Below are 26,228 nucleotides of genomic sequence, written 5' to 3'. Positions count from 1 at the left end.
TTACTTCCTCTTATCGAAGGCAAACAGGGAAAGGGTCAATAAGGTCGTCACAACGAGTACGACAGCCAAACCGAGCATGCCTGCAGTGAACGTGCCGAAACTGTCCTTCAGGTAGCCGACGAGGTAGGGCCCCGCGAAACCACCCAGTGCGCCGATAGAGTTGATGAGTGCCAATCCGCCAGCAGCCGCCTGACCGGACAGAAACCGAGCCGGGAGCGTGTAGAAGATCGTCCGGCCAGCAATAGTGCCGATCAACGCCAACGTAATGCCCGTCAATGCCGGGACAAGTTGCTGGAAATAGGTTGAAACGCCGAGCGCGATCGCGCCTATAAAGAGTCCCGCTGCAAGATTGGCAATGTGGCCGCCCCGGCGATCAACGCGCTTTGCCCACCACAGAAGCGCGATTGTCGCGAAGAAGTACGGTATCGCCGACACCCAGCCCGTCTGCGTTACGCTCATGCCATGAGCTTTGAGCATTTGCGGCAACCAGATACCGATGCCATAAGAGCCCATCGTGAAGCCGAAGGAGATCATCGCGAGGATGTACATGCGTACATCTTTTAAAGCTGCGCGGAAATCCTTTTTCTTCGAACTTGCAGTGCCCTCACGGTCGAACGCGCTCTGCAGTGCCTGACGCTCTTCTGGCGACAGCCACTTCGCATCTGCGGGCTTGTCCGCAAGCATCTTCAAAACGAAGAAGCCCAAAATGCACGCCGGCAGGCCTTCGACAATAAACATCCATTTCCATCCAGCAAGGCCGAGGACGCCGTCCATCTTCAGAAGCCAAGTGGACAAAGGCCCGCCCACCAACGACGAAAGCGGCGTCGAGACGGTGAACCATGCCAGTACTCGCGTGCGATAACTGGCCGGAAACCACACCGCAAGAAAGAAGATCACGCCCGGGAAAAAGCCTGCTTCGCCAATGCCCAAAAGAAGACGAATGACGTAGAAGCTGGTTGGCCCGACCGCAAGTGCCGTCGCGGCAGCGAAGAAGCCCCACGTGATCATGATTCGGGCGAGCCACTTTCGTGCACCGAACCGATACAAAGCAAGGTTGCTCGGTACTTCACACAGGCAGTAGCCTGCGAACATGATGCCCGCGCCCCAGCCGAATTGCGTCGCGGTCAGGCCGAGATCGCGGTTCATCGTCAGCGCCGCGAAGCCGACGCTGGTGCGATCCAGATAATTGAAGAAGTAAGCGAGAGCAAGAAGAGGGATGAAACGCCACGCTGCCTTTTTTACTGCTTGCTGTTCGAGCGTGGTGTTGACGGCGCTTTCAGCCGCAATATTGGATGATATGGATGTCATGCTCGTCTCCGGACAAAACACCGGACCGCACGCCGTCATGCCGACGAGCGACGCAGTGCATCTTAATATGGGCTTTTCCGACTCAGGCGCTCGCCAGTTCGTTGGCAGATGGGTTTGACGCATCGCCGGACTGGCTTTCCTGACACTTGACGATGCCGGCGTCAGCCAGTTGCTTGAGATCTTCTGACGAGTAACCCAACTGTTGAAGCAGAGCGCTTGTGTCTTGACCGAGCGAGGGCGGAGCCGCGCGCAATTGCAGCCGCTCGCCACTAAGCGTCAAGGGAAGCAACGCCGTCTTCGTTGACACTGGCTGGCGGGCACCGCTCGCGTCAGGTGGAAGGGTGACGTCGGCAAGGCCGCCTGTTGCAAGAAGATGCGGATCGTCGAACAGATCCTGCGGTTTTGTGATCGGCGCATATGGCAGTCCACAGCGCTCGAAGATCGCACTGATCTCCGCTGCGGAGAACGCTTTCATATGCTCGCGCAGTTGCGGCATCAGCCATTCCCGAGCTTGCACGCGCTGATTGTTGCTGGCGATACGCTCATCGGATTTCAACGCTTCCAGGCCGAACGCGTCGCAGAAAAGCGCCCATTGCGTATCCGAGACAACGGCTAGAAAGATCTGTTCGTTGTCCTTGACCGAGAAAACATCATAGACGGCCCACGCTGAAATGCGGCTTGGCATCGGCGCGGCGGCCTTGCCGGTGACAGCGTATTGCATCATGTGCTGCGCGACGAGGAACACGTTGTTCTCGAACAAGGCGCTTTGCACTTCTTGTCCGCGTCCGGTGCGCTCGCGCTGCGCGAGCGCCGCCATTGCGCCGATCGCACCGAACATGCCGCCCATAATGTCGTTGACGCTCGTGCCCGCCCGCAGCGGTCTTCCTTCAGGGCCCGTCATATAGGAGAGCCCACCCATCATCTGCACGACTTCATCGAGCGCCGTGCGATGATCATAGGGGCCGGGTAAGAAGCCTTTGTGCGACACATAGACCAGACGGGGATTAAGTTTGGACAACGCTGCGTAGCCGAGGCCGAGCTTGTCCATCGTGCCGCTCTTGAAGTTCTCGCTAAAAACATCCGCGCCCGCGAGAAGCTTGTGGACGATTTCCAAGCCGCGTGGGTCCTTGAGGTCAACGGCGATGCTTTTCTTGTTGCGGTTGAACGTACTGAAAAAGCCGGCGCCCGACCCTCGCAAGTTGCGAGTACTGTCGCCCGTGATCGGCTCAACTTTGATCACCTCTGCGCCGAGGTCGGCCAAGACCATGCCACACGTCGGCCCCATCACCATGTGCGTCATTTCCACGACGCGAACGCCGTTGTACGGCAAGGATTGGTTCGATTGCGCTTCGCTCATTGCGCCGCTCCCAACAAACAGCCTTCCGGTTGAGGCGCGCTCGGTGCCCGCCCGTCTGCATACGAGAAGCCTTTCGGCAAACCCGCGTCTTGCACATGTCCGTAGAGCGCTTCGCCCGGAAGCGCCTGCGCGAGGATCGCGCGCGCCGCCACGAGCTGATCAATGTCAACGCCTGTGTCGTAACCCATCGCTTCCAACAGGAAGGCCAAATCTTCAGTGACGATATTTCCTGTTGCACCCGGGGCGTATGGACAGCCTCCGAGGCCCGCTTGACTTGAGTCGATCGTGGTCACGCCGACGTCGAGCGCCGCGACGACATTAGCGAGGCCTTGCCCGCGCGTGTTATGAAAATGGGCACCGCCGGCCTTCTCTCCGACTTCTGATTGCAGCCGACGGAACAGGCGACGAACCTGAACGGGGTTGGCGTAGCCGCTCGTGTCAGACAGGCCGATTTCATCGACGCCGCATTCGGCCATCGCAAGACACATGCGAATCGTTTGGTCATCCGTCACCGTTCCCGCGATGGTGCAACCAAAGGCAACCGACACGCCCGCTTCAATCTCGATGCCGGGGAACTGCTCGTCGCGCAATGCGACGATGTTGCGTACCTCATCAATCAGTTGCTCGGTGGTTTTACGAATATTGGCCAACGCGTGCTCATTGGTTACCGAAACCGGCAACGTAATCTTGTGTACGCCTGCTTCGAAAGCGCTCTGCGAGCCGCGCAGGTTGGGAGCCAGAACAGCGACATGCAAGCCAGGAATGGTCAACGCGTGCGCGACGACTTCGCGGATGTCGGCCATCTGCGGCAAGAGCTTGGGAGGTACGAATGAACCGACCTCGATTTCTTTGAGCCCGGCTGCTGCGAGCGCGGAAATCCATCGCAGCTTGGCCGCGGTTGGCATGACGCTCTTGATGCTTTGCAGGCCGTCGCGCGGTCCCACTTCGCTGATCAGTATTTGAGGGCGTGAGGTGCTCATGTCACTCCTTAGTTCTATCTAACAGACCCGTGTTTCGTTGGAGAGAACTATATGCTGGCAAGATCTGCGATATAAGAGGGGTTAACCCCGTATTTCAGAACTTGAGTTCTGTTAGATAGAACCGTATAGTATGGTGAATCAATCTGGGGAGGTTTCCATGGTCAAGGACGTGTCATCAGAAGATGCGCGAGCCGGCACGAATGAGGGGTCCAGCGGCGTGGCCGTTCTCGACCGGGCGTTCGCCATTCTTAATGCTTTCGGCCCAACCGACGACCGGCTTACGCTGACCGAGCTTTCACGTCGGACTGAGCTTTATAAAAGTACGGTTTTGCGACTGCTCGGCGCTTTGGAACACGGCGGATTTATTCGAAAACTGAGCGACGGGCAATATGCAATCGGTCACCAGCCGCTACGGCTTGCGACGCTCTATCAAAGATCCTTCCAGGTGGGACCTGTAGTCGAGCCCTTGCTTCAACAGTTGAGCCGCGAGCTTGGCGAAACGGCAAGCTTCTACGTGCGCCAGGGCGACCATCGCCTTGTGCTTTATCGCGTCGAGCCGAGCCGCAGCGTTCGGGTATCTGTTCGCGTCGGGGAGGAGTTCGCAATCGATAAGGGCGCCTCCGGCAAAGTATTGCTGGCTTTCACCGAGACGCAGGATCCGCGCTGGCAGGAGATTCGAGACCGGCTATGGGCCGTCTCGTTCGGCGAGCGGGACCCGGAAACGGCATCGGCGTCAGTGCCCGTGTTCGACTCGTTCGGGGAGTTGCAGGGTGCGTTGACGCTATCAGGACCCAAGGGGCGGTTCGATGTTCCGGCAGTCATCAACTCCGCATTAGCAACTTTGCTCGATAGCGCGCGACGCGCGACCGTTGCACTCGGCGGCAAGGGATCGAGGTACGACGCGAGCATAGCGAGCCTCGCACAAACGCCTGCGACTGCCGGCGCAAGCGAAACCGCCAGCGGGATCATGGGTTGATGCCTTGCTGACCAACTGAAGCAGCAATGTCTGCGCGAGCGATACTCTGGTCTCGGCGGCTATTACTTTCCGAAACTTTCCGACAAATACATAAACGGCATCAGGCAGGTCGGAATACTTTTTTAGCGCATAAAGAAGTCGCTACTGGTTTCTGGCCGGTCGCGACTACTCAATAAGTGCCGTCGTGTCGATAGCGGACCTCTACTTACACTAGGCCGCGGCCGGTTCACGAGCATCCATACTCTTGAGATTCGGCTCAGGCAGTGTAGTCACGCGCTGACGCTCGACGCGATGAACAAGCGCCCCGAGATGCGCGGGCAGTTCCTGGCGCAGCCACGGTGCATCCGCGATTGCGGCCTTCAGATCGCGGTATCCGGCTTCGCGCCGCTCGGCGATAGAGGCGCGCGAGAACTCAGCATCGCTATTGGGAATCTGATCTGGGCCGGGATGATAAGTGACGTGCACGATGTCCAGCCGTCCCTTGCGCAGCAGGGGCGAGTCAGGCACCGCCGCGACTTCTGCGACATTGGCTCTTTTCATCAAGTGCACGGCGTGGCGCAGATTAACCTTCGTCGCGACGGCATCGATATGGCGGGCGACGCGGCTTGCGTACTGAATCTGCTTCGCGCGCCAAAGCACCTCATTCATGCTACGCGGCGGCTCGCCGGCTCCTTTCCAGAGGTCGATCATGAACACCACCATGTGGGGATGATCCGACTCGTCGATGATCGCGTCGAGGGGCGTATTCGCCACACAACCACCATCCCAATACAAATCCGGTCCGACCTGTGTTGCGGGAAATCCGGGAGGCAGTGACCCGCTGGCGAGAACGTGTTCGGGCCCGATCACATCGCACGTGTTATCGAAGAATTTTATGTCGCCCGTTGCGACGTTGGTGGCGCCGAGACTAAGTCGGACATGCCTTTCATTGATTCGTGCAAAGTCGACAAAGTGCCGCAGCGTGGTCGTCATCGGAGTCGTGTCATAGAAGCTCACCGACTGTGCGGGCGTGCTCGGAACGAGAAACGGATTGATGGGGCGAGGCCGGAAGAAGTTGGGCTGCCCGAAAGTCAGCGCCCATGCGTTACTAACCATGTTCTGCAGCAGCCGCCACTGCGTGAACCCGAGTAACAAGTCGGGCCACGAAATGGCGCGCCACAACTCGTCGAGCTTTGCGACGCGCTCTTCAGGCGGGTTGCCGGCGATAACGGCCGAGTTGATCGCGCCAATCGAGATTCCGGACACCCAGTCTGGATGTAAGTTATGCTCCGCGAGCGCCTGATAGGCGCCTATGTGGTAGGCGCCGAGCGCTCCGCCGCCCTGAAGCGCGAGTACGATTTTTGAACCTTGCGGCTTTAGATGTGAAACGGTGCTTGGGGACATGACTGACCTCCTGTCGAAAGCGTGAGTGGGGCATACGGTGAGGCTCTTTTGAAGCGCGCGCCTCAAGCGCGACCTCGCCATTGCTCACCGAAGGGGGGCCAGCCGCCCTCAGGTCGGGGCAGCCTCGTCATCGAGGTGCGCTGAAGGTTCCTGGTCCTTAGTCAATAAAACGAACGGGAAATTTTTGGAGTTCAATTCAGGTAAGTCGAAAAATGTCGAATTCAGTAGCTAGGTCAATTGCACAGACGATATTGTGGTTCATCGCTATAACTTTCCGACTCTTTCCGACAACTGCATAGACACCATCAGCCACGTCGGATATTTTTTTGGCGCCTAAAGAAGTTTCTGATATTGGTCGGCTCGCCGGGGATAAGAAACCAAATAAAAAAGCCCGCACAGCGAGACCAGATGGTTACGGGTTCGTAGACGCCAGAGTGAGTGGCTGGCGCCATAGTATTGCGACTGAGGCGGACGGGGTTGGCGAGTTGACCTATGTTATGAAGCATCGGGCGGCGTGAGCACACGACACCCCGCAACATCCGTCCGAGTACCGGCCAACACCGGACCTTCGAGATCGGTTCCAGGAATGTTGACAATCGAGGCCACGTAGCGAGGGTACTCGCGGTGAAACCAATATCTCTCGGCAAACAGAAATACCAGTGGCACCACGAAACCGGCCGTTCGCTTGATTTTTCGAAGGAGCGCGATGCCCAATCCTTCATCTGGACGGTTGGCCGGGGCCCTGTGCATTAGCAACTAAAGCCAGGTTCGACAGAAAGCGTTGACCGCCGATCGCATCGGCGTCTGCGACGCCCCGCCAAGCGTTTCGGGTTGCCGTTCATAGTCCCATGCGAGGCGGCGGAACCGGTTGAGCAGACGAAGCTGCGCTCAACGACCCAGCGCCGGGTAACAATCCTCGATCGCGTCAATCGTGGCGGCCGCGCATCATTCATTGAATTAGTAGGCTAAAAAACTGAGAAGCTGGGGCTGCGCTGCCGATGCGAATCAAACAATCAAACCGCAATTTAAACGCACGGAGAGACTACACTTCGTATGGAGATGGTCTTTAGTCCAGAAAAGAGCCGGATTATATACACGGTCGGCGGACGAGCGTTTATCGGTGACGTCGCGGTGCCGTTGGCCCTCGTTAATTCGTCGCAACAATGCTTGAGCCTGCGAAAGACGAGGTGGTTCGAGGGCGAGCGCATCCTGAGATTTTCCAGAAAAGGAGACAGTCGTTATGAACGTTAAGGTATCCGATACGAAGGAAGTGCAGGATCTGCTGAAGGCCGCTGCCAACCTCGATGACAGGAGTGGCAATGCCCGTTTCAAGCAGATTATCCACCGGTTGCTGGACGACCTGTTCACAGCCATCGATGATCTCGACATGACCCCCGATGAGGTCTGGGCTGGCGTCAACTATTTCAACAAACTCGGTCAGGACGGGGAAGCGGCGTTGCTTGCGCCCTGCGTTGGCCTGGAGAAGTTTCTCGACATCCGAATGGACGCGGCGGACAAGGCGGCCGGTATCAGTGGTGGCACGCCACGAGCCGTTGAAGGTCCGCTGTATGTCGCCGGCACGCCGGTGCGCGACGGTGTGTCGAAGATCGACATCGATCCCGATCCGGATGCGGGTCCGCTGGTCATCCACGGTACGGTTGCCGGTCCGGACGGCAAGCCAGTCGCCGGCGCCGTGGTCGAATGCTGGCACGCTAACTCGAAGGGGTTTTACTCGCACTTCGATCCGACTGGTGCGCAGAGCGAGTTCAACCTGCGCGGCGCAGTCAAGACCGGTGCCGACGGTAAATACGAATTCCGCACGCTGATGCCGGTGGGCTATTGCCTTCCGCCGCAAGGCGCAACCCAGCAGATGATGAGCGTGCTCGGCCGTCAGGGCAAGCGTCCGGCGCATGTGCACTTTTTCGTCACCACCGACCAGTACCGCAAGCTCACTACCCAGTTCAACATCGAAGGCGATCCGCTGATCTGGAACGACGTCGCCTTCGCGACGCGAGAGGAACTGATTCCTCGCGTTGTCGAAAAGACCGGCGGCACGGCGCTGGGCCTGAAGGCTGACGCCTACAAGGAGATTGAGTTCAACTTCACCCTGACTCCCCTGGTCGATGGCAAGGACAACCAGATAGTCCATCGCCTACGCGCTTCGGCCACGGCATAAGAGACGGCCCAGCATTTCAAGCAAAGCCGCAGCCAGCATGCCGTTTGGCCCGGGGCTTCTTTTAGACGAACATCGTTGGTACTGGTTGAGATTCCAACGATACTTCGCCGCTTCAAGGCTTGCTGAACGTCCGCTTTTAGCTGGCCCCACCGTCCCCTGTGGGTCGCTTTCTGCCCGCCGTCTCGAACGCGGTCGCAACCTTGCAATAGCTAGAAACTGTCCCTGCGCATCTCGAGCCTCGTGCCTACTCGATCAACGATGACTGCCCACCGCCGTCCTCGGGCAAAGCCTTCGGTTTGTGGGGTGGCAGCGGATACGGCTCGACGTGCATGGCTTCAACCGGATATGGCCGCAAGAAGGAATCGGGCTTCGTCCACCGACCTGCATGACAGCCAGTCCGCGTATTCGGTCGGCGGCACAATCACGACCGAGCGCTTCTCGTCGCCAGGCTTGTGGAATCGTTTCATCAGCGGGTGCTCGTCTGAGTTGACGGTCAGCATCGTGAACGAAAGCATCTCGGCCCCGTCAACCTCCCTCCAGTTGCGCCATAGTCCGGCAATTGCGGAATCGGCACGCAGCGACGATATTGTTTCGAGCATTTGAACTCTACTGGTAGAGCAGGTCGAAAACCAGGAGCCGCAGGCCATCGTCAATCGGTTCTCAACATAGATTCAAATTGTGCTTCCCTGATCGAGCAAATCGCTCGTTAGTTCTCGCAAGCGGGAGCCGACAAATCGCGCTGCCTTCAGAAGCGGGCGTTGCCGCGTGAAGCCGAGCGCGATCGTGCGCCTGATAGCAGGGCGCTCGATGCGCGTCGCGGCGAGGCGGCCAACCCTCTGTTCTTCACGCACCGCGAGTTCCGGCAGGATCGTGAACGCGCCGCCGCGCGTCGCGACGTCCTTCATCGCGGTTAGCGTATCCACTTCCATCACGATGTTCAGCGCGACGCCCTGCTCGCGCGCGACGTGATCGAGCACCGCGCGCAGCCCGTTGGGCGCAGCGGGTAGCACGAGCCGCAAGCCGGCGAGCCGTTTGAACGCGATCGTGCTGCGGCCGAACACGTCGTGCTGCGGGTCGCCCACGAGAAACGTATCGACCACCCCGAGCACATCCTCGTGCCGTCCTTGCGCGGCGCCGTAGCGGTTCACGACGATCATGTCGAGGCGCCCGCTGCCGAGCTGCTCGTCGAGCGATCCGCTGAATCCTTCCGCGACATGCAGCTTTACACCCGGCGCTTTTTCGCTGATGTCCGCGAACAGCCTGGGCAGCAATTGCGGCGCGAGCGACGGCAGCATCCCGATATGCACCGTGCCCGTCAGCGCGCCCGCCGATTCCCTGATCGCAAGCTGCAGACGCTCGGCCTGATTCAGTAGCAGTGTCACTTCCGGCTGCACGCGCCGTCCAAATTCGGTCAGCACCACGCCGCGGCCCGTGCGGTCGAACAGCCGGTCGCGCCATTCCTCTTCCAGCTGCGTGAGATTGCGGCTGACCAGCGACTGCGCGACGCCCAGCGCCTGCGCTGCCCGGGAGATCGAGCCGAACTCGGCGACGACGGCAAATGTCTCCAGTTGCTTCAGATTCATGGTTTCACAAAAATCGATATCTGATATAGCCAATCTAACACTTCCTGATGGCTTCCGGTGGACGTAGCCTTCGATCATGCATTCCTGATCGACAAAGACATCATGCTCAAGAGACGAAACGACATCTTCTACGCGCCCGTGTCGGCGCTATGGAATCCGGAAGCGGTGGCCGTGATCGGCGCGTCGGACAACCCGAACAAGGTGGGCGGGCGCGCAATCCACTATATGCAGCGTTACGGCTACCAGGGGCGCATCCTGCCCGTCAATCCGCAACGCGCCGAGGTGCAGGGCTTGCGTTGCTACGCGAGCCTCGCGGACCTGCCCGAGGTGCCCGAAGCGGCGATCATCGCCGTAGCGGGCGACGCGGCGAGTGACGCGATCCGTGCATGCGCTGACATGGGCGTTGCCACCGCCATCGTGATGGCGTCGGGGTTCGCGGAAACTGGCGCGCAAGGCCGTGCGTTGCAGGACGAAGTCGTGCGCCACGCGCGTGCAGCAGGCATGCGCATCGTCGGGCCGAATGCGCAGGGGATCGCCAGTTTTGCGAGCGGAGCCGTGCTGAACTTCAGCACGATGTTCATGGAAGTCGAACCGATGGACGGGCCGATCGCCATCGTAAGCCAGAGCGGCGCGGCCAGCGTGATGCCTTATGTGCTGTTGCGCGAGCGAGGTCTGGGCGTGCGCTATCTCGCGGCCACAGGCAACGACGCTGATCTTGGCGTAGCGGAGCTGGCGTTGAGTGTCGCCACGGACGAATCGATCCGTCTGATCCTTGTGTACGTCGAGTCGCTGTCGCAGCCTGCGATGCTCGCGCAGGCCGCACGCATCGCGCGAGCGCGCGGCGCCCGTGTCGTGCTGCTCAAGGGCGGCAGCAGCGACCTCGGGGCGGCGGCCGCGGCGTCTCATACGGGCGCGCTGGCCGGGCAGGATGCGGCGCTCGACGCGTTCCTCGAGCGTCACGGCATCCTGCGCGCCCGCGATGTCCACGAACTCGTCAATGCCGCTGCACTATTCGTGCAAGGCTTGCCGGTGCGCGAAGGCCGCGCCGTCGTGATGAGCCATAGCGGCGCCGTGGGCGTGCTCTGTGCGGATGCGGCAGAACGTGTGGGCTTGCCGCTCGCGGGCCTGTCCGGCTCGACCATCGAAGCGCTCGCGCGCATTCTTCCCGGTTTCGCGACTGCAGGCAATCCGCTCGACCTGACGGCATCGCTGCTCGGCAACGGCGCGATGTTCTCGCAAGTGCTTGACGTGCTCGGCGACGATCCGCAGGCCGATATGTTCGTCATCGGCGTGCCCGTCGCCGGTCCTGGTTACGACGTGCCCGATCTCGCGCGCACGGCTGCGCGTTTCATGACGTCGCATCGCAAGCCGCTGGTCGTCACCGCGCCGCAACGTTCCGTGCGCGCGGCGTTCGAAGCGTGCGGTGTGCCAACCTATGTCAGCGAGACCGATGCGATCCACGCGCTCTGGCACTACGCGCATAGCGACGCGATGCATTGCGCCGAAGAAGTTTCGCTGCCGCCCGAGCAAACGTCTGTCCCTCACGGGCTGCTCGACGAAGCCGCGAGCCTGAATCTGCTTCGACGCTACGGTGTGCCGGTCGTCGCGCATGCCGTGTGTACGAACGCGAAAGAGGCGGCGTCGATCGCGCAGACATTCGGCGAAAAAGTCGTCGTCAAAGGCTGCGCTGCCGAGATTCCGCACAAGAGCGAACACGGTCTCGTGCATATCGGCGTGAGCGATGCGCGGCGTGCAGCCGAAAACTGTCTCGCGTGCCTGGCGTCGCTCGGCGTGAAGGAGCCGCGTGTGGTCGTCGCACGCATGGAAGGCGGCCTGCATGAGTTCATGCTCGGCGCGACCGTCGATGCCGTGCTGGGCCCGATTGTCATGATCGGCGAGGGCGGCACGCTGGTCGAACTACGCGGCGATGTCGTGTCGCTGCTCGCGCCGTTCAGCGTCGGTGACGCGCTCGCGGCGGTGCGCCGCCTGCGTATCGCGCCGCTGATTGACGGCTATCGCGGCCAGCCCGCGCTCGACGCCGAGGCGCTCGCGCAAGCCGCCGTCGCGCTCGGGAATTTCGCCGTCGCGCACCGCACGTCGCTCGTATCCGTCGACATGAATCCGGTGATGGTGATGGAGCGCGGCAAGGGCGTGGTCGTTGTGGATGCGGTGGTCGAGTTCAAGGAGCAGGCATGAGCGACGTTCTCTGTGAGATGCGGGGCGATATCGCGCTCGTTACGCTGAACCGTCCTGACAAACTCAACGCAGTGAGTCAGACGCTGCGCGCCGCGTTGATCGAAACGCTCGCGCGGCTGAATCATGATCCGATGGTGCGAGCGATCGTGCTGACGGGTGCAGGTTCGCGCGCATTTTGCGCGGGACAGGATCTGGAAGAAGCGGCCCGGGTCGATATCGCGCGCATTCCCGCATGGCTCGACGCGCAGCGCGCGATGTACCAGGCCGTGCGCGATCTCGACAAGCCATGCATCGCCGCGCTCAACGGCGTCGCGGCCGGCGCGGGTTTTCAGATCGCGCTGTGCGCGGATTGGCGCATCGCGGGCATTGGTACACGCATCGGGCAGCCGGAAGTGAAAGCCGGTCTCGCGAGCATCGTCGGGTCGTATCTGATGACCTTGCATGTCGGCATGACACATAACGTGCAGCTGTCGCTATCGGGCGATCTGATCGATGCGCGGCGCGCTTACGAGATCGGGCTGGTGACGGAGCTGGCGGAACCGACCAGCGTACTCGATGCCGCGCTCGAACGCGCGCGGCAACTCGCAAAGCTTCCCGCGCACGCGATCAAGCTTTCCAAACAACGCTTGCGCGCACTGACGCAAGCCGGCTTCGATGCCGCCTGCGCGGCTGGCATCGAAGCGCAAACCCAATGCTATGCGCACGGCGAGCCGCAAGCCGCCATGCGCGCTTTTCTCAACGGCAAGGCTTCCACGGATTCGAGAGCATGATTCATTACCACCAGCATCTGATCGACGGCGACATGCGTGCAGCGACCGGCGCGGCCACGACTACCATCTACGATTCCACGACGGAAGCGCCCATTGCGACGATCGCGCACGGCAGCGCCGCTGAAGTGGATGCCGCCGTGAAAGGAGCGCGCGCAGCGTTTGCGCGTTGGTCCAGCGCACCCGTCGACGAACGCGCGGCCTATCTGCTCGCTATCGCCGATGCACTCGAAGCGCGTTCCGATCGCATGGTCGAGAGTGTTGTCGCAGAAGTCGGCATGCCGCTCAAGCTCACACGGCGCATCCAGATTCAGGCGCCCATCGCGGCTTGGCGCGCAACGGCGGTACTCGCGGCGAAAGCGCTGGCGGACACGCGCGTCGCACACTCGCTCGTGACGAAGGAGCCCGTGGGTGTAGTTGCCGCGATCACGCCGTGGAACTATCCGCTGCATCAGATTACGGCGAAGCTGGCGGCAGCGCTCGTCGCGGGCTGCTGCGTCGTGCTCAAGCCGTCCGAACTCGCGCCGGGCGTCGTCGCCGCACTATGCGAAGCCACGCTCGAAGCCCGGCTGCCGCGCGGCGTACTGAACATTGTCGTCGGCGATCGTTCGACGGGAGAAGCGCTCGTTACGCATCCGGGCATCGATATGGTGTCGTTCACGGGATCGACGGCGGCAGGCAGGCACATCGCGGCGACGGCGGGCGCCCGTCTCAAACGCGTGGCGCTCGAACTGGGCGGCAAGTCGGCGAGCATCGCATTGCCGGATGCGGATCAGGCCGCTGTCGTGAAGCATGCGCTGTCGTCGTGCATGCTGAACTCGGGACAGACATGCAGCGCGATCACCCGGCTCATCGTGCCCGAGGCGCAGTACGCGGCCTATCGCGAGCAGCTTCGCGCGGGCGTTGCGAACCTGCGCATCGGCGATCCGCGCGATGCCGATTCGCGCGTCGGTCCGCTGGTTTCGGCGGAGCATCGGCGCCGCGTCAACGCATACATCGAACGCGCGCAACAGGCGGGCTACGACGATATCGCCGATGGCGCGAAACCCGTGCTGCCCACGCGAGGCTATTTCGTCGCGCCGGCCATCTTCGGCCGCGTGCCCGCCGATGCAGAACTCGCGCAGGAAGAAGTGTTCGGTCCCGTGCTGGCCGTGCAAACGTACTCGACCGAAGAGGAAGCGGTGTCGCTCGCCAACGGCACGCCCTACGGACTTGCGGGCGCGGTGTGGAGCGCGTCGGCGGAGCACGCGTTGCGCGTCGCGCGGCGCTTGCGTGCGGGACAGCTCGATGTGAACGGCGCGCCGTTCAACGCGAGTGCGCCGTTCGGGGGGTTCGGCGCGTCGGGCATGGGCCGCGAGGGCGGAACGTTCGGCATCGACGAGTTCGTCGAGCTTCGCGCGATCCAGCTTCCGCAATGACACCTTGAGAGAGAACACGAAGATGAGCCAGCAAATCGAAATCACCCGCGCGGGCGCGCGCGAACAGGTCGCCGTCGTCTCGTTCAATCGTCCCGACAAGATGAACGCGCTGACCAAGGTCATGGAAGTGCAGTTGCGCGACGCGTTCAGCGCGCTCGACCAGAACGACGCCGTGCGGGCGATCGTGCTGACGGGCAACGGGCGCGCTTTCTGCGCAGGCATGGATATCGCCGAACTCGAAGTGCTGCCGCCCGAAGACATACGCGCAGCCGAATGGATGCGACCGTACGACATGAACCGCCGCGCCGATTACCAAAGCCGCTATTCTTACTTCATGGGCTTGCGCAAGCCGGTCATCAGCGCGATCAATGGCGCGGCTGCGGGCCTGGGACTGGTGTTCGCGCTGTATAGCGACATCCGTTTTGCTAGCGACAAGGCGATCTTCTCGACCGCGTTTGCGAAGCGCGGCCTGATCGCCGAGCACGGCATTGCGTGGATGCTGCCGCGCGTCGTCGGTCCGGGGCATGCCGCCGACATGCTCTTCTCCGCGCGCAAGGTGAGCGCCGAGGAAGCGCTGGCGATGCGGCTCGTCGAACGTATCGTGCCGCACGAAACACTGCTAGCCGAGACGATCGCCTATGCCGACGATCTCGCCACCAACGTCTCGCCGCGCTCGATCCGCGTGATGAAACAGCAACTGGGCGACGCACCGTTCCAGACGCTAAGTGAAGCGATCACGCTTGCGAATCGCGAGATGTTCCATAGCATCCAGAGCGAAGACTTCACAGAAGGCGTCGCGCATTTCATCGAGCGCAGGCACGCGAACTTCACCGGCGCGTAACAAGGACATCGCGAGCATCACGCGGAAACGAACATGGCCAAAAGAGCCGAACAAGGAGACACAAAGATGGACCTGAACCTGAACGCCGGCGTCTTGCCCGCGGAACACACGCAATCGGGAGATGCCGTCTACCGCAAGATCGCGTGGCGCTTCATGCCGCTGCTGTTCATCTGCTACGTGGTGGCGTATCTCGATCGCGTGAACGTCGGCTTCGCGAAGCTGACCATGCTGAACGATCTCGGGTTCAGTGACGCCGCGTATGGCATCGGCGCGGGCATCTTCTTCATCGGCTATTTCATGGCGGAGGTGCCGAGCAATCTGATCCTGCATCGTGTGGGCGCGCGGCGCTGGATCGGACGGATCATGGTGACGTGGGCGATCGTGTCGGCGGCGATGGCATGGACGCATTCCACCACACAGTTCTACGTGCTGCGTTTCCTGCTGGGCGTCGCGGAAGCGGGCTTTCTTCCCGGCATTCTGCTTTATCTGAGCCAGTGGTTTCCGGCGCACCGGCGCGGCAGGATGGTCGCGATCCTGATGGCGGGCAATCCTGTTTCGGGCATCGTGGGCGGCGCGGTGTCGGGCTACATCCTGCACGCGATGAATGGCTGGCACGGCATGGCAGCGTGGCAATGGCTCTTCATTCTCGAAGCCGTGCCGGCCGCGCTGCTCGGTGTCGTGGTGTATTTCTTCCTCACCGACAAGGTCGCCGACGCACGCTGGCTCGACGACACCGAGCGTGCCGTCGCGACTGCGGAAATGGCCGCGGACACGGCGGCCCGCACGCATACGTCGGTGCGATACGGCCTGACGGGCGGGCGCGTGTGGCTGCTGTGCGCGATCCTGTTTTTCATCGTGATGGGCACGAGCACGATCGGCTTCTGGCAACCGACGATCATTCGCAGTTCCGGGGTGAAAGATCCGCTGATGATCGGCCTGCTGGCGATGATTCCTTATCTCGCCGCGCTGATCGGCATGCTCTACGCGGGACGCAGTTCGGACCGCATGCGCGAGCGGCGCTGGCACGCGATCGTACCGGTGCTGTTGTCGATTCCCGGCTTCCTGTTGTGTGCGCTGGGCGGCCAGGAGCCTTTAGTCGCAATCATCGGGCTGACCATCGCGACTGCGAGCATCATCACGTCGCTGCCGATGTTCTGGGCGCTGCCGTCGTCGTTTCTCGGCGGGGCGGGCGCGGCGGCGGGCATTGCGCTGATCAACTCGACGGGTAATCTCGCGAGTTTCGTCGGGCCAGCCTTGCTGGGCTGGTTGCAAACGACGACGCATTCGCTGACGGCGGGACTCGTGCTGGTTTCGGCATGCCTGTTGATCGCGGCGTTGATGATTCTGGTCTGGGTGCCGGCGAAGATCGTGAATCGCTAGTCCCGGGACGCGAGCTCCTGCAGCCACTTGCGAGTGCCGATAATGTGGCATTGACGATGCAGCACGTGTCTGTCGCGTTGCGTGCGACGCAATCTGGTATTCCGTTTCGTGAGTATTCACGTCATGGGTACGAGCCCGTAATGTCGCAGTGAGCGAAACGCGACTTTATCGCTCGTCGCGTTTCCTAACCTTACGATCCTCCACAGTACGAGCGCGGCGGCGCGCGTAACTGGCGTGGCTGCGCGCTGCTTCGCCCTCGCGAAGGAGCCGGGCGTATCTGATCCCGCCGCATTCGCCATGGGGGCGTCCGCTCCGATTGGCGCCGGCGCTGCAGCACGGGCGCACAGGACGCGCTCGCCAGTACCGGGGAATACGGCAAGGATATGTTCGATCAGTTTTATTACGCGCGCGGGCCGGTTGCGGCGTGATGGGTACAGCAAGGACGCGGGGACTATTGGGCGTAAATTCTCATGCTTTTACGTGAACAGGGTGCAAATCGATCCGTGCGATTCCCGTTTCATTGTGAATCGCGTAAGCGGGACTCACGCGGGTATTCGCAGCAGAAAGACTCGGCGCGTGTCGTTCTCACCGCAGATCCGCCGCGCTGGTAACAAGGTCGATAAATGCACTTATACGTCTCGATCCGCGCTGGTTGGGCAAGTAAAGCGCGGTGACCGCAGATCGCGCGTTATTCGGGTTGACCTCGTAACTTTCGAACAGCCTGGTCAAGCGACCACTCTGAACGTCGGAAGCCACGAGCCAGCTCGGAAGCAGTGCGATACCGCTGCCGTTCAGCGCCGCTTCGCGGAGAAGCTCGGAATTGTTCGTCTTCAGTCGTCCGGTCACGACAACTTCCGACTGCACGCCATTCTTGCAGAACGTCCATACCTGGCGATCAGCCCCGTATGAAAAGCGCAGGCTCTGATGAGCGGTCAGCTCTTCAGGCTCGACAGGTGTTCCGGACACGCGCAAATAGGTCTGACTGGCGACGACATATCGGCTGAAGTTTCCGATATGCCGGCTGATCACGCTGGCATCGGGCGGCGGCGTGCCTAAACGGATGGCGAGGTCGATCCGATCGGAAACCAGATCCGAAACAGTGTCGGTCAGAGTGATATCCAGATCGAGCTTGGGGTGACGCGAAAGAAATGTGCTGAGATGAGGGCTGATGCACTGGCGGGCAAATTCCACGGGGACGGAGACCCTGAGCGGCCCGGACGGCTCGTCGCCGCGGTCGGAGACGGCGGCGTCGGCTTCGGCAACGTCTTCGAGAATGCGCTTCGCTCGAGAGTAATAGGTTTTTCCCGCGTCGGAGAGTGTGACCTGGCGCGTCGTTCTGTTGAGCAATGCGGTTCCAAGCCCTTCTTCGAGTGCGTCGATGGCACGCGTCACCGACGACGTGGCTAGTTCAAGCTTCCTCGCCGCACTCGAAAATCCGCCGCTCTCCGCCACCTCCACAAATGCGCGTAGCGCCTGAAGTTTGTCCATCGCGTTGTCTCCGCTGCAACGTAGCGTTGCATGTCGTCCCTATTCTAGCTGTCGCCAGGTGGAACCATTTTCTACGGAGACGTTTTTGCACGCGCCTCGGAGTTGCACGTCCGCTTTCTGCGCCGTTCCATGCTCGCCTGGCCGGAGGCATCTGCATCCGCCCGAGAGCGCGAGGCGCGTGCAAGTGAGAGGATGGTTTGCTTCCACTGTGCGTCGTTTGCGTTGGAATCCATTGCGTAGCTCCCTATCGGACGGACACTTTCATTGTGGATAGCGACCGCTAAAAGGTCCTTGGCTAAACGATAAAAACTCCTGAAACGTTGGAAGCGACGATGGGCGGCGTCTGTCGCCCACCGCTTGCTGGCGGGGTGTCAGCCCAAAGCGGCTGCGAAGGCCGGATAGTCGATATAGCCTTTGGCGCTGCCACCGAAGAATGTGCTCGGGTCGGCCTCGTTCAGAGGCAGCGCGTCCCGAAACCGCGCGGGCAGGTCCGGGTTCGCGATAAATGGCCGGCCGAATGCGATGACATCTGCACGGCCGCTTTCGATGGCGTACCTGGCGGATTCCAGCGTGTAGCCTCCCGCAAGTATCAGCACGCCGTTGAATTGTCGCCGCATCAGCTCGATGATGGCGTCCCACCGCGGGTCATGCTGCTCGTCCTTCACCGTGCCCACGATTGCAGGCTCGACGAGATGCAGATAGGCGATCCTCCCGTCGTTCAGACGTTGCGCAATATGGCCGAAGGTCGCTTCGGGTGTCTCGTCACCCATGCCCATGAAGCGGCCCATGGGTGTCAGCCGGACGCCGACGTTGTTGGCGCCGACCTCCTCGCTGACCGCCTCCACCACTTCGAAAAGCAGCCGCGTGCGATTTTCGATACTGCCGCCATAGGCATCGGTGCGGCGATTGCTGTTGCTGTTGATGAACTGGTCGAGCAGATAGCCGTTGCCCGCGTGAATCTCGACACCGTCCATCCCGGCCGCCATTGAGTTGCGTGCGGCGACGCGATAATCCTGCACGATCTGCGCAATCCCCTCGCGCGTCAACTCCTGGGGCACGGGCACGTCAGCCCAAACGCCATCGCCGTTGTCGTCGACGATGAAGGTCTTGCCCGGTACAGCCATCGCCGTCGGCGCAACAGGCAATCCGCCGCCTGGCTGGAAGACTGGATGAGAGACGCGGCCCACGTGCCAGAGCTGCAGGAAGATCGTTCCGCCTTCTGCATGGACGGCCTCGCTCACCGCGCGCCAACCTTCGATCTGTTCGGGCGTGTGAATGCCGGGCGTCCACGCATAGCCTTGTCCCTGTTGCGATATTTGCGTCGCTTCGCTGACGATGAGCGCCGCGCCTGCACGTTGCCGGTAGTACTCGACGTTCATCGGGCTCGGCACGTTGCCGGGTTGGCCGGCGCGGGAGCGGGTGAGCGGCGCCATCGCTACGCGATGGGCGAGTGAATGGCGGCCGAGGCGGATCGGTTGAAAGAGAACGTCGGACATTGAAATCTCCGTGCATGAAGGGGAGCGGAATGTCTGCAACGTTATCGATGTTCGGTGCCGGAGAGAATCTATCCCATACGCTATGCAGTTTTGCGTTGGGCGCATCAAAGTGGCTTGCCGAGCCCGAAACGAGCGGCTCGACATCGGTGGCGTCCGGCGAACGCACGTGCGCGAGCGACACGGCGTCGTGCGCCGCCTTCGATGCGCCGCAAGCCGCGTGCGGGCGCATCGTGCCCGCCGCATCGCCGATCAGGCCACGCGCGCACGGGCGAACCGGCGGCTCAGACCGGTGATCGAGCGGACCGCCGATGATGACTTTCATCGTCGCTTACTCCCGGGCTCAGCGCGCGCAAGCGGCTCGCGCCAGTCCATCATATCGTTTCTGGCCGACGCGAAACCGCGGCTTCAGGACAATTCAGGTACTCGATGCAAAGTCCCAAACTAGATTCGCAGGAGCTTGCTTGCGTTGCCGCCCGCAATCATCGAGCGCTGATTCGCGCTCAGGTCGAGACCGTTGAGAAAGCGGACTGGCTGTTCATAGCCCATGTCGAAGCAATAGTCGCTGCCGAGCACCAAACGGTCCACGCCCACGTTCTGGATCAAGTAGTCGAGCACCGGAATGGAATGCGAGACCGTGTCGTAGCTGAATCGGCGCAGATAGCTGCTGGGTTTTTGCGCGAGCCGACGCGTTTCGGGCCGCACTGTCCACCCGGCGTCCATGCGTCCAATGAGTATCGGCAGTGCGCCTCCCGCGTGTGGCAGCGTCACGTGCAGATTCGGGTGCCGGTCGAGCACGCCACCGAGGATCAGATGCGAACCAGCGATGGCTGTGTCGAAAGGATTGCCAAGCAGGTTGCTCAAGTAAAAATCGCCGAGCCTCGAACCGCCCACTGTCTGCTGCGGATGAAGAAAAACCGGAAGATTCAATTGCTCGACGCGGGCGAAAATCGGTGAAAAACGCGGATCATCGAGATCGAGGTTGTTGATGTTCGTGCCCATATACACGCCGCGTACACCCGGCAATTGTGATGCGCGGTCGAGTTCGTCGATGGCGTCGGTGGCATTGAGCATCGGCAAGGTAGCGAGCACGACGAATCGTGTCGGATGCTGCTGGCAGGCGCGCGATGCCGCCGTATTCCATTCCCGCGCGAGCTTTGCATTGAATTTCCTGTCGCCCCAATATGCCATCGGCACACTCAATGAAAGTGCCTGCACGTCGACCCCCGACGCATCCATATCCCTGAGACGTTCGTCGACGTTAATGAACTTCATCGGCAGGGGACCGAGACCGCCCGCGGGCGTCTTGAACGTGAACGATCTGTCGTCGCAGGCGAACGATCCGCCGAACTGCTTCCCTTCGCCGCCGACCAGGTCGCAATAGCTTTCGGGGTAGTAGTGCGCGTGAATATCGATCGATCTGACGTTGCTCGTCGTTGCGCCTGTCGTCGCGTTCTTCGGTTCGATGGCCGAGGCGGCGCGCCCCGCGGCGAAGGTGCCGGCTAGTGCGGTGAGCGCGCCAAGCACGCGCCGCCGCCCGGGCGAGATGCAGCAAAGACAATTCATGGTGATGTCTCCGGTTTCGTTCAGGTCATTGTTTTAATCTGGCGCGTTTTTAGCCACGCCGTGCGATGCCCAGTTCGCAGTCCACAAGCTGGGTGTCAAAAAGTGCACGCTCGCGTGCTGCGCGAGCCGAATTGTCGGTAATCGAGAACACGACGATTCCAACGAACGCGGCAACCATTGAAAACAGCGCGGGATATTCATACGGGTAAAGTGCGTGGGCGTGGCCGAGTACCTGTACCCAGACGGTCGGGCTCAATAGGGTGAGCGTAACGGCCGTCATGAGGCCGAGCATGCCGCCCATGACGGCGCCTCGTGTGGTGAGGCCGCGCCAGTAGATGGAAAGCAGCAGCACCGGGAAATTCGAGCTGGCCGCGATCGAAAATGTCAGGCTCACGATAAAGGCGATGTTCTGCTTTTCGAATGCGATGCCAAGCATGACTGCGAGCACACCCAAAACGAGCGTGGTGACACGCGCCACACGCATTTCCTCGCGATCCGTCACCTTGCAGCGGCGCAGCACGTTCGCATAGAGATCGTGGGAGATCGCGGACGAGCCTGCCAGCGTAAGACCGGCAACGACGGCGAGAATGGTCGAGAACGCCACGGCGCAGATGAATCCGAGGAACACGTTTCCGCCAACGGCGTGCGCCAGATGGATAGCCACCATGTTTGCGCCCCCGATTACAGCGCCTGATGCGGTGTGGTACTGCGGGTCGGTGGCGACGAGCGCAATGGTTCCGAAGCCGATGACGATGATGAGCGCGTAACCCGCACCCACGATTCCCGTTGCATAGAGGATGCTCTTGCGCGCCGCTTTTACATCGCCGACCGTGAAAAAGCGCATCAGGATGTGAGGCAGGCCGGCCGTGCCGAAGATCAGCGCGAGACCCAACGAGACGGCCGAAACCGGATCCGAAACGAGTCCGCCGGGACTCATGATGTCGGCATGCTTGGGATGCGCGTGGATTGCCTGCGCGAAAAGCGCATTCAGGCTGAAACCAAAATGAGCAAGGACCATCAGCGCCATGAAGGCGGCCCCCGCGAGCAGCAGTACGGCCTTGATGATCTGGATCCACGTCGTAGCCAGCATGCCGCCAAAAAATACATAGACGACCATGAGCAATCCTACGCTAACGACCGCGAGCGTGTAGTTCAATCCGAACAGCAGTTCGACGAGCTTGCCCGCGCCGACCATCTGGGACACGAGGTACAGCAGGACGATGACGACCGAACTGGACGCCGCGAATGCCCGAATCGGCCGCTGTTGCAACCGGTAGGAGACCACGTCCGCCAGTGTGAACTTGCCGAGGTTGCGCAGCGGTTCAGCGATCAGGAACAGGATGACCGGCCAGCTCGCGAGGAAGCCGATCGAATAAATCAGTCCGTCGTAACCGCTCGTAAATACGAGCGCCGAAATGCCGAGCAAGGACGCCGCCGACATGTAGTCGCCAGCGATCGCCCAGCCGTTCTGGAACGCGGTGATCTTGCCGCCGGCGGCGTAGTGGTCGGCTACGCTGTTGTTTTTGCTGGCAGCCCAGCGGGTGATGACGAGCGTCGAGGCCACGAACAGCAGGAACATGCCGATCGCGATCGGATTGTGCCCGCGCGCAAGCGAGGAGGGCCCGGCAGCAAGTGCGGGCAACGCGCAGAAGACGAGTGAGAGCGACAGCAGAAGGCGTTTCATTGGGCGACCCCTTCGCGGATCGCTGCGGCGATGCCATCATGAACCGAATTTGTCTGGTACACGTACACGGCCACCAGCGCGAACGTCACGGCAAACATGCCGAAGCCGACCGGTATGCCCCATGTGGTTGGCTCTCCCGATATGACAGGTTGCCCGAGCAGTTTTGGATAGAACGCGAGCGTCAAGATGAAGGCAAAGTAGATCGCGAGCATCAGAACCGTCAGCGACCATGCGAATGTTCTGCGCCGTCTGACCAGATCAAGGAAGCGCAAGTCACTGAGCACCTGGTGACCCGCGGTGACGGATGCGCTCATGCTCTCCATGTCTGCGCCCGCGCTTGCAGGGAGGGTGTGTTCCACGATGTCTCCTTTATATCGAGTATGGTATGGCTGGTGAGCGGCGGGGCCGGCCGGTTACGCCTGCTTCCGCCCATGATCAGAAGTGGGCCGGGACCGCGGTTTCCCGCATCACGGCTTCTGGCGTCCGATAACGTTCGGCCATTTCGCGTTCGGTTGCGTCCTTGAGTTGTGCTTGCATATAGGCGCCGAGATGGCGGGCATGCTGAACGATGGCAGTGCCGAATTGCGTGCGCAGGTCGCTGTACTCCGACAATGCATCGAGCGTGTCGGTGTTGTGCGCGAGGGCGGTGACCAGCGCCATTGCGTCGCCGGCAGCTTTGGTCACACCCATGCCGCAATGCGGTCGTGCCACGAATGCGGCGTCGCCCAATAGGGCGATCCGGCCAAATGCCATTTTTGGCACTTCAAGATCGAAAATCGGCTGGAACAGAGGCTGCGTTGCCCGGGTGACGACTTCGGCGAACTGTGGCGCGAGCAGCGCGAACGCCGCGTCCTCCATCTCGGCAAGCACCTCACGCCGGATGTGCGTGGGTGGAATGCCGCTGGCCCACACTTTGCCGGTGCCGTCAGTCAGCAGGTTCGGCAAATCCTTGTCTTCGCTGGTGGCGCGATACCAGACGAAGTTATAGCGCCGCTCGCCAGGCTTGGTGCTATTGGCGTTGCCCGCAACCGGATAGCCAATCATCTGCTCGCGAGGAGGCAGACAGAAAGCGAACTTTTCGAAGAGCGCAGCGTGCGTTTCGCTGGACAGCGCATTCTCGTCGACAAGACCTCGCCACGCCACGTATCCGGCGTATTTGAGCTGGGCGTCGGGCAGGAATTTTTCACGCACCGCAGAGCGGAAGCCGTCTGCCGCGACCACGAGGTCGGCTTGCACGACCGAGCCGTCGGAGAGCGTGATGGCTGCGCGGTCCCGTCCGTCTGCGATGTCGGTCACAACGGCGCCGCAGTGGTAGTGCTGGTCGGGCAAAGCGGATCGCAGCACGTGGTACATCTTGCTCCATGCGGTCAGCGTTTGCGGGAGTTCGCGCTCGGAATCGACTGAGCCATCCTGTGCGAACGTGACACGAGATCGCACCTTCACGCCAATCGATGCGTCGATACGAACACCGGCGGCCAGCATCACGTCGAACAACTCCGGGTGGGTCACGATGCCCGCGCCGCGACCCGACAGCTCCTCGGGCACCCGCTCGAAGACGTCCACGTCCCAGCCGTTGCGTAGCAGGAGATTGGCGGCGAACAATCCGCCAAGGGAGCCGCCGATGATGGCTGCTTTACGGTTCATGGAAGTGCTTTGCATATCAGGCTCCGTTGGCCACTGCGCTTTGAAGTTGGGCTGCGCTCAGACCGTGCAGATGCGCCACTTCGGTGGCAGGGAAGTTGAGCTCGATCGTGACGCCCGAGGGATCTTCGATAAAGACCTGGTGCAGGCCGAGGCCAGGCACCGTGCGGTCGCGCCATGCGATGTTCTCGGCGCGCAGCGTGTTCCACATGGCTTCAACCCCGGTGGCGAGAAACGCGATATGGTCAACGGTTCCCGTCCCAGTTGCCGGCAACGCCTTGTTGCCCAGATAGGCAACGAGCCCTTCGGGGTTGCCAGGGTCGACACCAATGATGTGAACCGTGCCGTAGTCGCTTTCGTCGCCGCCCTTATAGAGCCACGCGCCGGGGAAGTCGAAGGGCGGACGGTAGCCACGTTTGAATCCGAGCACGCGCTCGTAGAAACTGCACGATTTCTCGAGGTCGAGTGTGCGAATCGAATAGTGGGCCAGTTTCGTAACAGGCATGATGTGCTCCTACTATTTATCGGTCGATTAATGATCGTTCGATAAATTCTAATTCAAAATTCGTGAAGCACGAAGCCGGTTCGAAGGGTATTAACCCTGGCCTGGCTTGCCCAGTAACGCAACGCTGTATTGCGTACGGCCTGTGTTCCGAATGCCGGCCGTCACGCTTACGCTATTCGCGTTTGGCAAAGCAGATTGCAAGGAGCAGTGACATGGCTGATCACACGCCGTATCGGGCAATAGTCATCGGCGGTTCGCTGGGTGGACTGTTCGCCGCAGCCGCGTTGCGCGAGATCGGCTGGACGGTCGACGTGTACGAGCGATCGGTCAATGAACTGGATATCAGGGGCGGCGGCATCGTCATGCAGCGGGACCTGCTCGAGGCTTTCCGCTTCGCCGGCATCGCGCATGGGCCGCAATTCAGCGTGCCGTCGCGGGACCGGCAGTTTCTCGACGCGAGCGGCGCAGCGCGGTTTCGCCAGCGCATGCTGCAGGCGCAGACGTCCTGGAACGTGCTGTACAACACGTTGAGAACCGGGTTGCCGGAGGGCGTCGTTCATGCGGGCCTCGCGCTCTCGGGCATCGAGCAGGACGGCGCGCGAGTGGAAGCGATCCTCTCGAATGGCGAGCGTGCACGCGCGCATCTCTTTTGATTGGCGCGGATGGCCCGTGTCTCACGCGGCTCTAATGGCGTTGATGCGCGACCAGCGAAACACCGCGATCCAGCAAACCGTCAGGCCCGCTTGGGCGGCTTGCGGCGCGACTGCTTGAGCGCGTGAGGGACGCCATTGAGGAACGCGTCGACTTGCTGCGCGATCTGCGCGTCGATGTCTTCTGGCACTGGCAGGCCGTAAATCCATTTGCGCACGCCGATATAGAAAATGCTGGCGTGCAGGCTCCAGATCAGTTCGAGGTCGGACGCCCGTTCGGAGGCGGTCGTGGCGGCGCCGGCACCATAAGCGGCACGGATCTCACGCATCATCGGGACGAACACGCGCTCACGCAGCCGCCCGAGATATTTCGAGTTGATGCCTTCCTTCATGAGGCCGGCGAAGATGAAGATGCGAATCCACTCCCGGCGCAGGATGACCTTTGCGTACGCAGTGTAGAAGCTGACCATCCTTTCCTGAATGGGAATTGTCCGGTCCGTAATCAGCTTCTCCCACGCAGTGTTCCACTCGTAGACTTCGTCGTAGACGCGGTCGAGGAGCGCCTCCTTGCTGGGGAAATATCGGTAGAGCAGCGGTTGGGTGACGCCAAGCTGGCGCGCCAGCTCGCGCGTGCTGCCTGAAAATCCGTGCGTCGCGAAATGATCGATGGCCTTGAGGACGATTTGCCGCTCGCGTACTTCGGGCGGGAGGCGGCGGCTCGCGCCAGGCTGGCGGGGATGCGGCGCGTCGCCGGGCGGTGCGGTCTCCGCGCTTTTTCTTCGAGGCATGCTGGATCCACTACACGATGGGTGGAATGGATCATACAAAGTTTGCAC

At 61.3% G+C, this 26,228-nt stretch carries 22 protein-coding genes; 8 read left to right on the top strand and 14 right to left on the bottom strand.

The features are described 5' to 3' along the window. The 3 genes from J8I87_RS00185 to J8I87_RS00175 form a co-directional block, all read right to left on the bottom strand. Nucleotides 1-1,308 (bottom strand): MFS transporter, encoded by a 1,308-nt coding sequence (locus J8I87_RS00185; RefSeq protein WP_209929439.1) that lies wholly within the window; start codon nucleotides 1,306-1,308, stop codon nucleotides 1-3. 82 nt (nucleotides 1,309-1,390) lie between these two features. Next, on the bottom strand, nucleotides 1,391-2,665 hold the full coding sequence (locus J8I87_RS00180; protein WP_209929438.1) for a CaiB/BaiF CoA-transferase family protein: 1,275 nt from the start codon (nucleotides 2,663-2,665) through the stop codon (nucleotides 1,391-1,393). Beyond that, nucleotides 2,662-3,645 (bottom strand): hydroxymethylglutaryl-CoA lyase, encoded by a 984-nt coding sequence (locus tag J8I87_RS00175; RefSeq protein WP_209929437.1) that lies wholly within the window; start codon nucleotides 3,643-3,645, stop codon nucleotides 2,662-2,664. Before J8I87_RS00175 ends, J8I87_RS00180 begins: the two co-directional genes overlap by 4 nt. 157 nt (nucleotides 3,646-3,802) lie before the next feature. On the opposite strand from J8I87_RS00175, the gene J8I87_RS00170 reads away from it, so the two are divergent. Further along, complete coding sequence (locus J8I87_RS00170; protein ID WP_209929436.1) at nucleotides 3,803-4,621, top strand: IclR family transcriptional regulator; 819 nt, start codon at nucleotides 3,803-3,805, stop codon at nucleotides 4,619-4,621. A 210-nt stretch (nucleotides 4,622-4,831) separates the two neighbouring features. On the opposite strand, the gene J8I87_RS00165 is transcribed toward J8I87_RS00170, so the two are convergent. Next, nucleotides 4,832-6,004 carry a patatin-like phospholipase family protein gene (locus J8I87_RS00165; protein WP_209929435.1) on the bottom strand — a complete coding sequence of 391 codons (1,173 nt, stop codon included), beginning with the start codon at nucleotides 6,002-6,004 and terminating at the stop codon, nucleotides 4,832-4,834. Nucleotides 6,005-7,244: 1,240 nt separating this feature from the next. Between J8I87_RS00165 and catA the strand changes: the two genes are divergently transcribed. Beyond that, the gene (catA, locus tag J8I87_RS00160) at nucleotides 7,245-8,180 is read left to right on the top strand and encodes a catechol 1,2-dioxygenase (protein ID WP_209929434.1); all 936 of its coding nucleotides are present in this window, start codon (nucleotides 7,245-7,247) and stop codon (nucleotides 8,178-8,180) included. 335 nt (nucleotides 8,181-8,515) lie between these two features. Here catA and J8I87_RS00155 read toward each other — a convergent pair whose 3' ends face one another. Next, the gene (locus J8I87_RS00155; protein ID WP_313063646.1) at nucleotides 8,516-8,779 is read right to left on the bottom strand and encodes an SOS response-associated peptidase family protein; all 264 of its coding nucleotides are present in this window, start codon (nucleotides 8,777-8,779) and stop codon (nucleotides 8,516-8,518) included. Nucleotides 8,780-8,851: 72 nt separating this feature from the next. Continuing rightward, nucleotides 8,852-9,763 carry a LysR family transcriptional regulator gene (locus J8I87_RS00150; RefSeq protein ID WP_209929433.1) on the bottom strand — a complete coding sequence of 304 codons (912 nt, stop codon included), beginning with the start codon at nucleotides 9,761-9,763 and terminating at the stop codon, nucleotides 8,852-8,854. A gap of 102 nt (nucleotides 9,764-9,865) precedes the next feature. Between J8I87_RS00150 and J8I87_RS00145 the strand changes: the two genes are divergently transcribed. The 5 genes from J8I87_RS00145 to J8I87_RS00125 all read left to right on the top strand — a co-directional run bounded on the left by J8I87_RS00145 (nucleotide 9,866) and on the right by J8I87_RS00125 (nucleotide 16,365). Further along, the gene (locus tag J8I87_RS00145) at nucleotides 9,866-11,959 is read left to right on the top strand and encodes an acetate--CoA ligase family protein (RefSeq protein ID WP_209929432.1); all 2,094 of its coding nucleotides are present in this window, start codon (nucleotides 9,866-9,868) and stop codon (nucleotides 11,957-11,959) included. Then, nucleotides 11,956-12,729: an enoyl-CoA hydratase/isomerase family protein gene (locus tag J8I87_RS00140; protein WP_209929431.1), complete on the top strand. Its 774-nt coding sequence runs from the start codon at nucleotides 11,956-11,958 to the stop codon at nucleotides 12,727-12,729. Before J8I87_RS00145 ends, J8I87_RS00140 begins: the two co-directional genes overlap by 4 nt. Then, nucleotides 12,726-14,144: an aldehyde dehydrogenase family protein gene (locus J8I87_RS00135; protein ID WP_209929430.1), complete on the top strand. Its 1,419-nt coding sequence runs from the start codon at nucleotides 12,726-12,728 to the stop codon at nucleotides 14,142-14,144. Before J8I87_RS00140 ends, J8I87_RS00135 begins: the two co-directional genes overlap by 4 nt. A 22-nt stretch (nucleotides 14,145-14,166) precedes the next feature. Then, nucleotides 14,167-14,985 carry an enoyl-CoA hydratase gene (locus tag J8I87_RS00130; RefSeq protein ID WP_209929429.1) on the top strand — a complete coding sequence of 273 codons (819 nt, stop codon included), beginning with the start codon at nucleotides 14,167-14,169 and terminating at the stop codon, nucleotides 14,983-14,985. A gap of 66 nt (nucleotides 14,986-15,051) precedes the next feature. Continuing rightward, on the top strand, nucleotides 15,052-16,365 hold the full coding sequence (locus J8I87_RS00125) for an MFS transporter (RefSeq protein WP_209929428.1): 1,314 nt from the start codon (nucleotides 15,052-15,054) through the stop codon (nucleotides 16,363-16,365). A gap of 585 nt (nucleotides 16,366-16,950) precedes the next feature. Here the strand turns inward: J8I87_RS00125 and J8I87_RS00120 are convergent. The 7 genes from J8I87_RS00120 to J8I87_RS00090 form a co-directional block, all read right to left on the bottom strand. Next, nucleotides 16,951-17,853, bottom strand: a complete 903-nt coding sequence (locus J8I87_RS00120) for a LysR family transcriptional regulator (protein WP_209929427.1) — start codon at nucleotides 17,851-17,853, stop codon at nucleotides 16,951-16,953. 371 nt (nucleotides 17,854-18,224) lie between these two features. Continuing rightward, nucleotides 18,225-19,349 (bottom strand): alkene reductase, encoded by a 1,125-nt coding sequence (locus J8I87_RS00115; protein WP_209929426.1) that lies wholly within the window; start codon nucleotides 19,347-19,349, stop codon nucleotides 18,225-18,227. 441 nt (nucleotides 19,350-19,790) lie between these two features. Further along, nucleotides 19,791-20,912, bottom strand: a complete 1,122-nt coding sequence (locus J8I87_RS00110; protein ID WP_209929425.1) for an amidohydrolase family protein — start codon at nucleotides 20,910-20,912, stop codon at nucleotides 19,791-19,793. Nucleotides 20,913-20,961: 49 nt separating this feature from the next. Further along, on the bottom strand, nucleotides 20,962-22,596 hold the full coding sequence (locus J8I87_RS00105; protein ID WP_209929424.1) for a cation acetate symporter: 1,635 nt from the start codon (nucleotides 22,594-22,596) through the stop codon (nucleotides 20,962-20,964). Then, on the bottom strand, nucleotides 22,593-22,910 hold the full coding sequence (locus tag J8I87_RS00100) for a DUF485 domain-containing protein (RefSeq protein ID WP_245253606.1): 318 nt from the start codon (nucleotides 22,908-22,910) through the stop codon (nucleotides 22,593-22,595). Before J8I87_RS00100 ends, J8I87_RS00105 begins: the two co-directional genes overlap by 4 nt. 121 nt (nucleotides 22,911-23,031) lie before the next feature. After that, nucleotides 23,032-24,255, bottom strand: coding sequence for an FAD binding domain-containing protein (locus J8I87_RS00095; RefSeq protein WP_209929423.1), 1,224 nt, complete (start codon nucleotides 24,253-24,255; stop codon nucleotides 23,032-23,034). A gap of 1 nt (nucleotide 24,256) precedes the next feature. Further along, nucleotides 24,257-24,742 (bottom strand): VOC family protein, encoded by a 486-nt coding sequence (locus J8I87_RS00090; protein ID WP_209929422.1) that lies wholly within the window; start codon nucleotides 24,740-24,742, stop codon nucleotides 24,257-24,259. Nucleotides 24,743-24,954: 212 nt separating this feature from the next. Here J8I87_RS00090 and J8I87_RS00085 point away from each other — a divergent pair, with 212 nt between their 5' ends. Then, entirely contained in the window at nucleotides 24,955-25,395 is a 441-nt protein-coding gene (locus tag J8I87_RS00085) for a hypothetical protein (RefSeq protein WP_209929421.1), read from the top strand. Nucleotides 25,396-25,475: 80 nt separating this feature from the next. On the opposite strand, the gene J8I87_RS00080 is transcribed toward J8I87_RS00085, so the two are convergent. Continuing rightward, nucleotides 25,476-26,180 carry a TetR/AcrR family transcriptional regulator gene (locus J8I87_RS00080; RefSeq protein WP_209929687.1) on the bottom strand — a complete coding sequence of 235 codons (705 nt, stop codon included), beginning with the start codon at nucleotides 26,178-26,180 and terminating at the stop codon, nucleotides 25,476-25,478. Nucleotides 26,181-26,228: the final 48 nt, after the last annotated feature.

Source organism: Paraburkholderia sp. LEh10, assembly GCF_017814945.1.
Lineage (GTDB): Bacteria > Pseudomonadota > Gammaproteobacteria > Burkholderiales > Burkholderiaceae > Paraburkholderia.
This window is presented reverse-complemented; position numbering and strand designations above follow the sequence as displayed.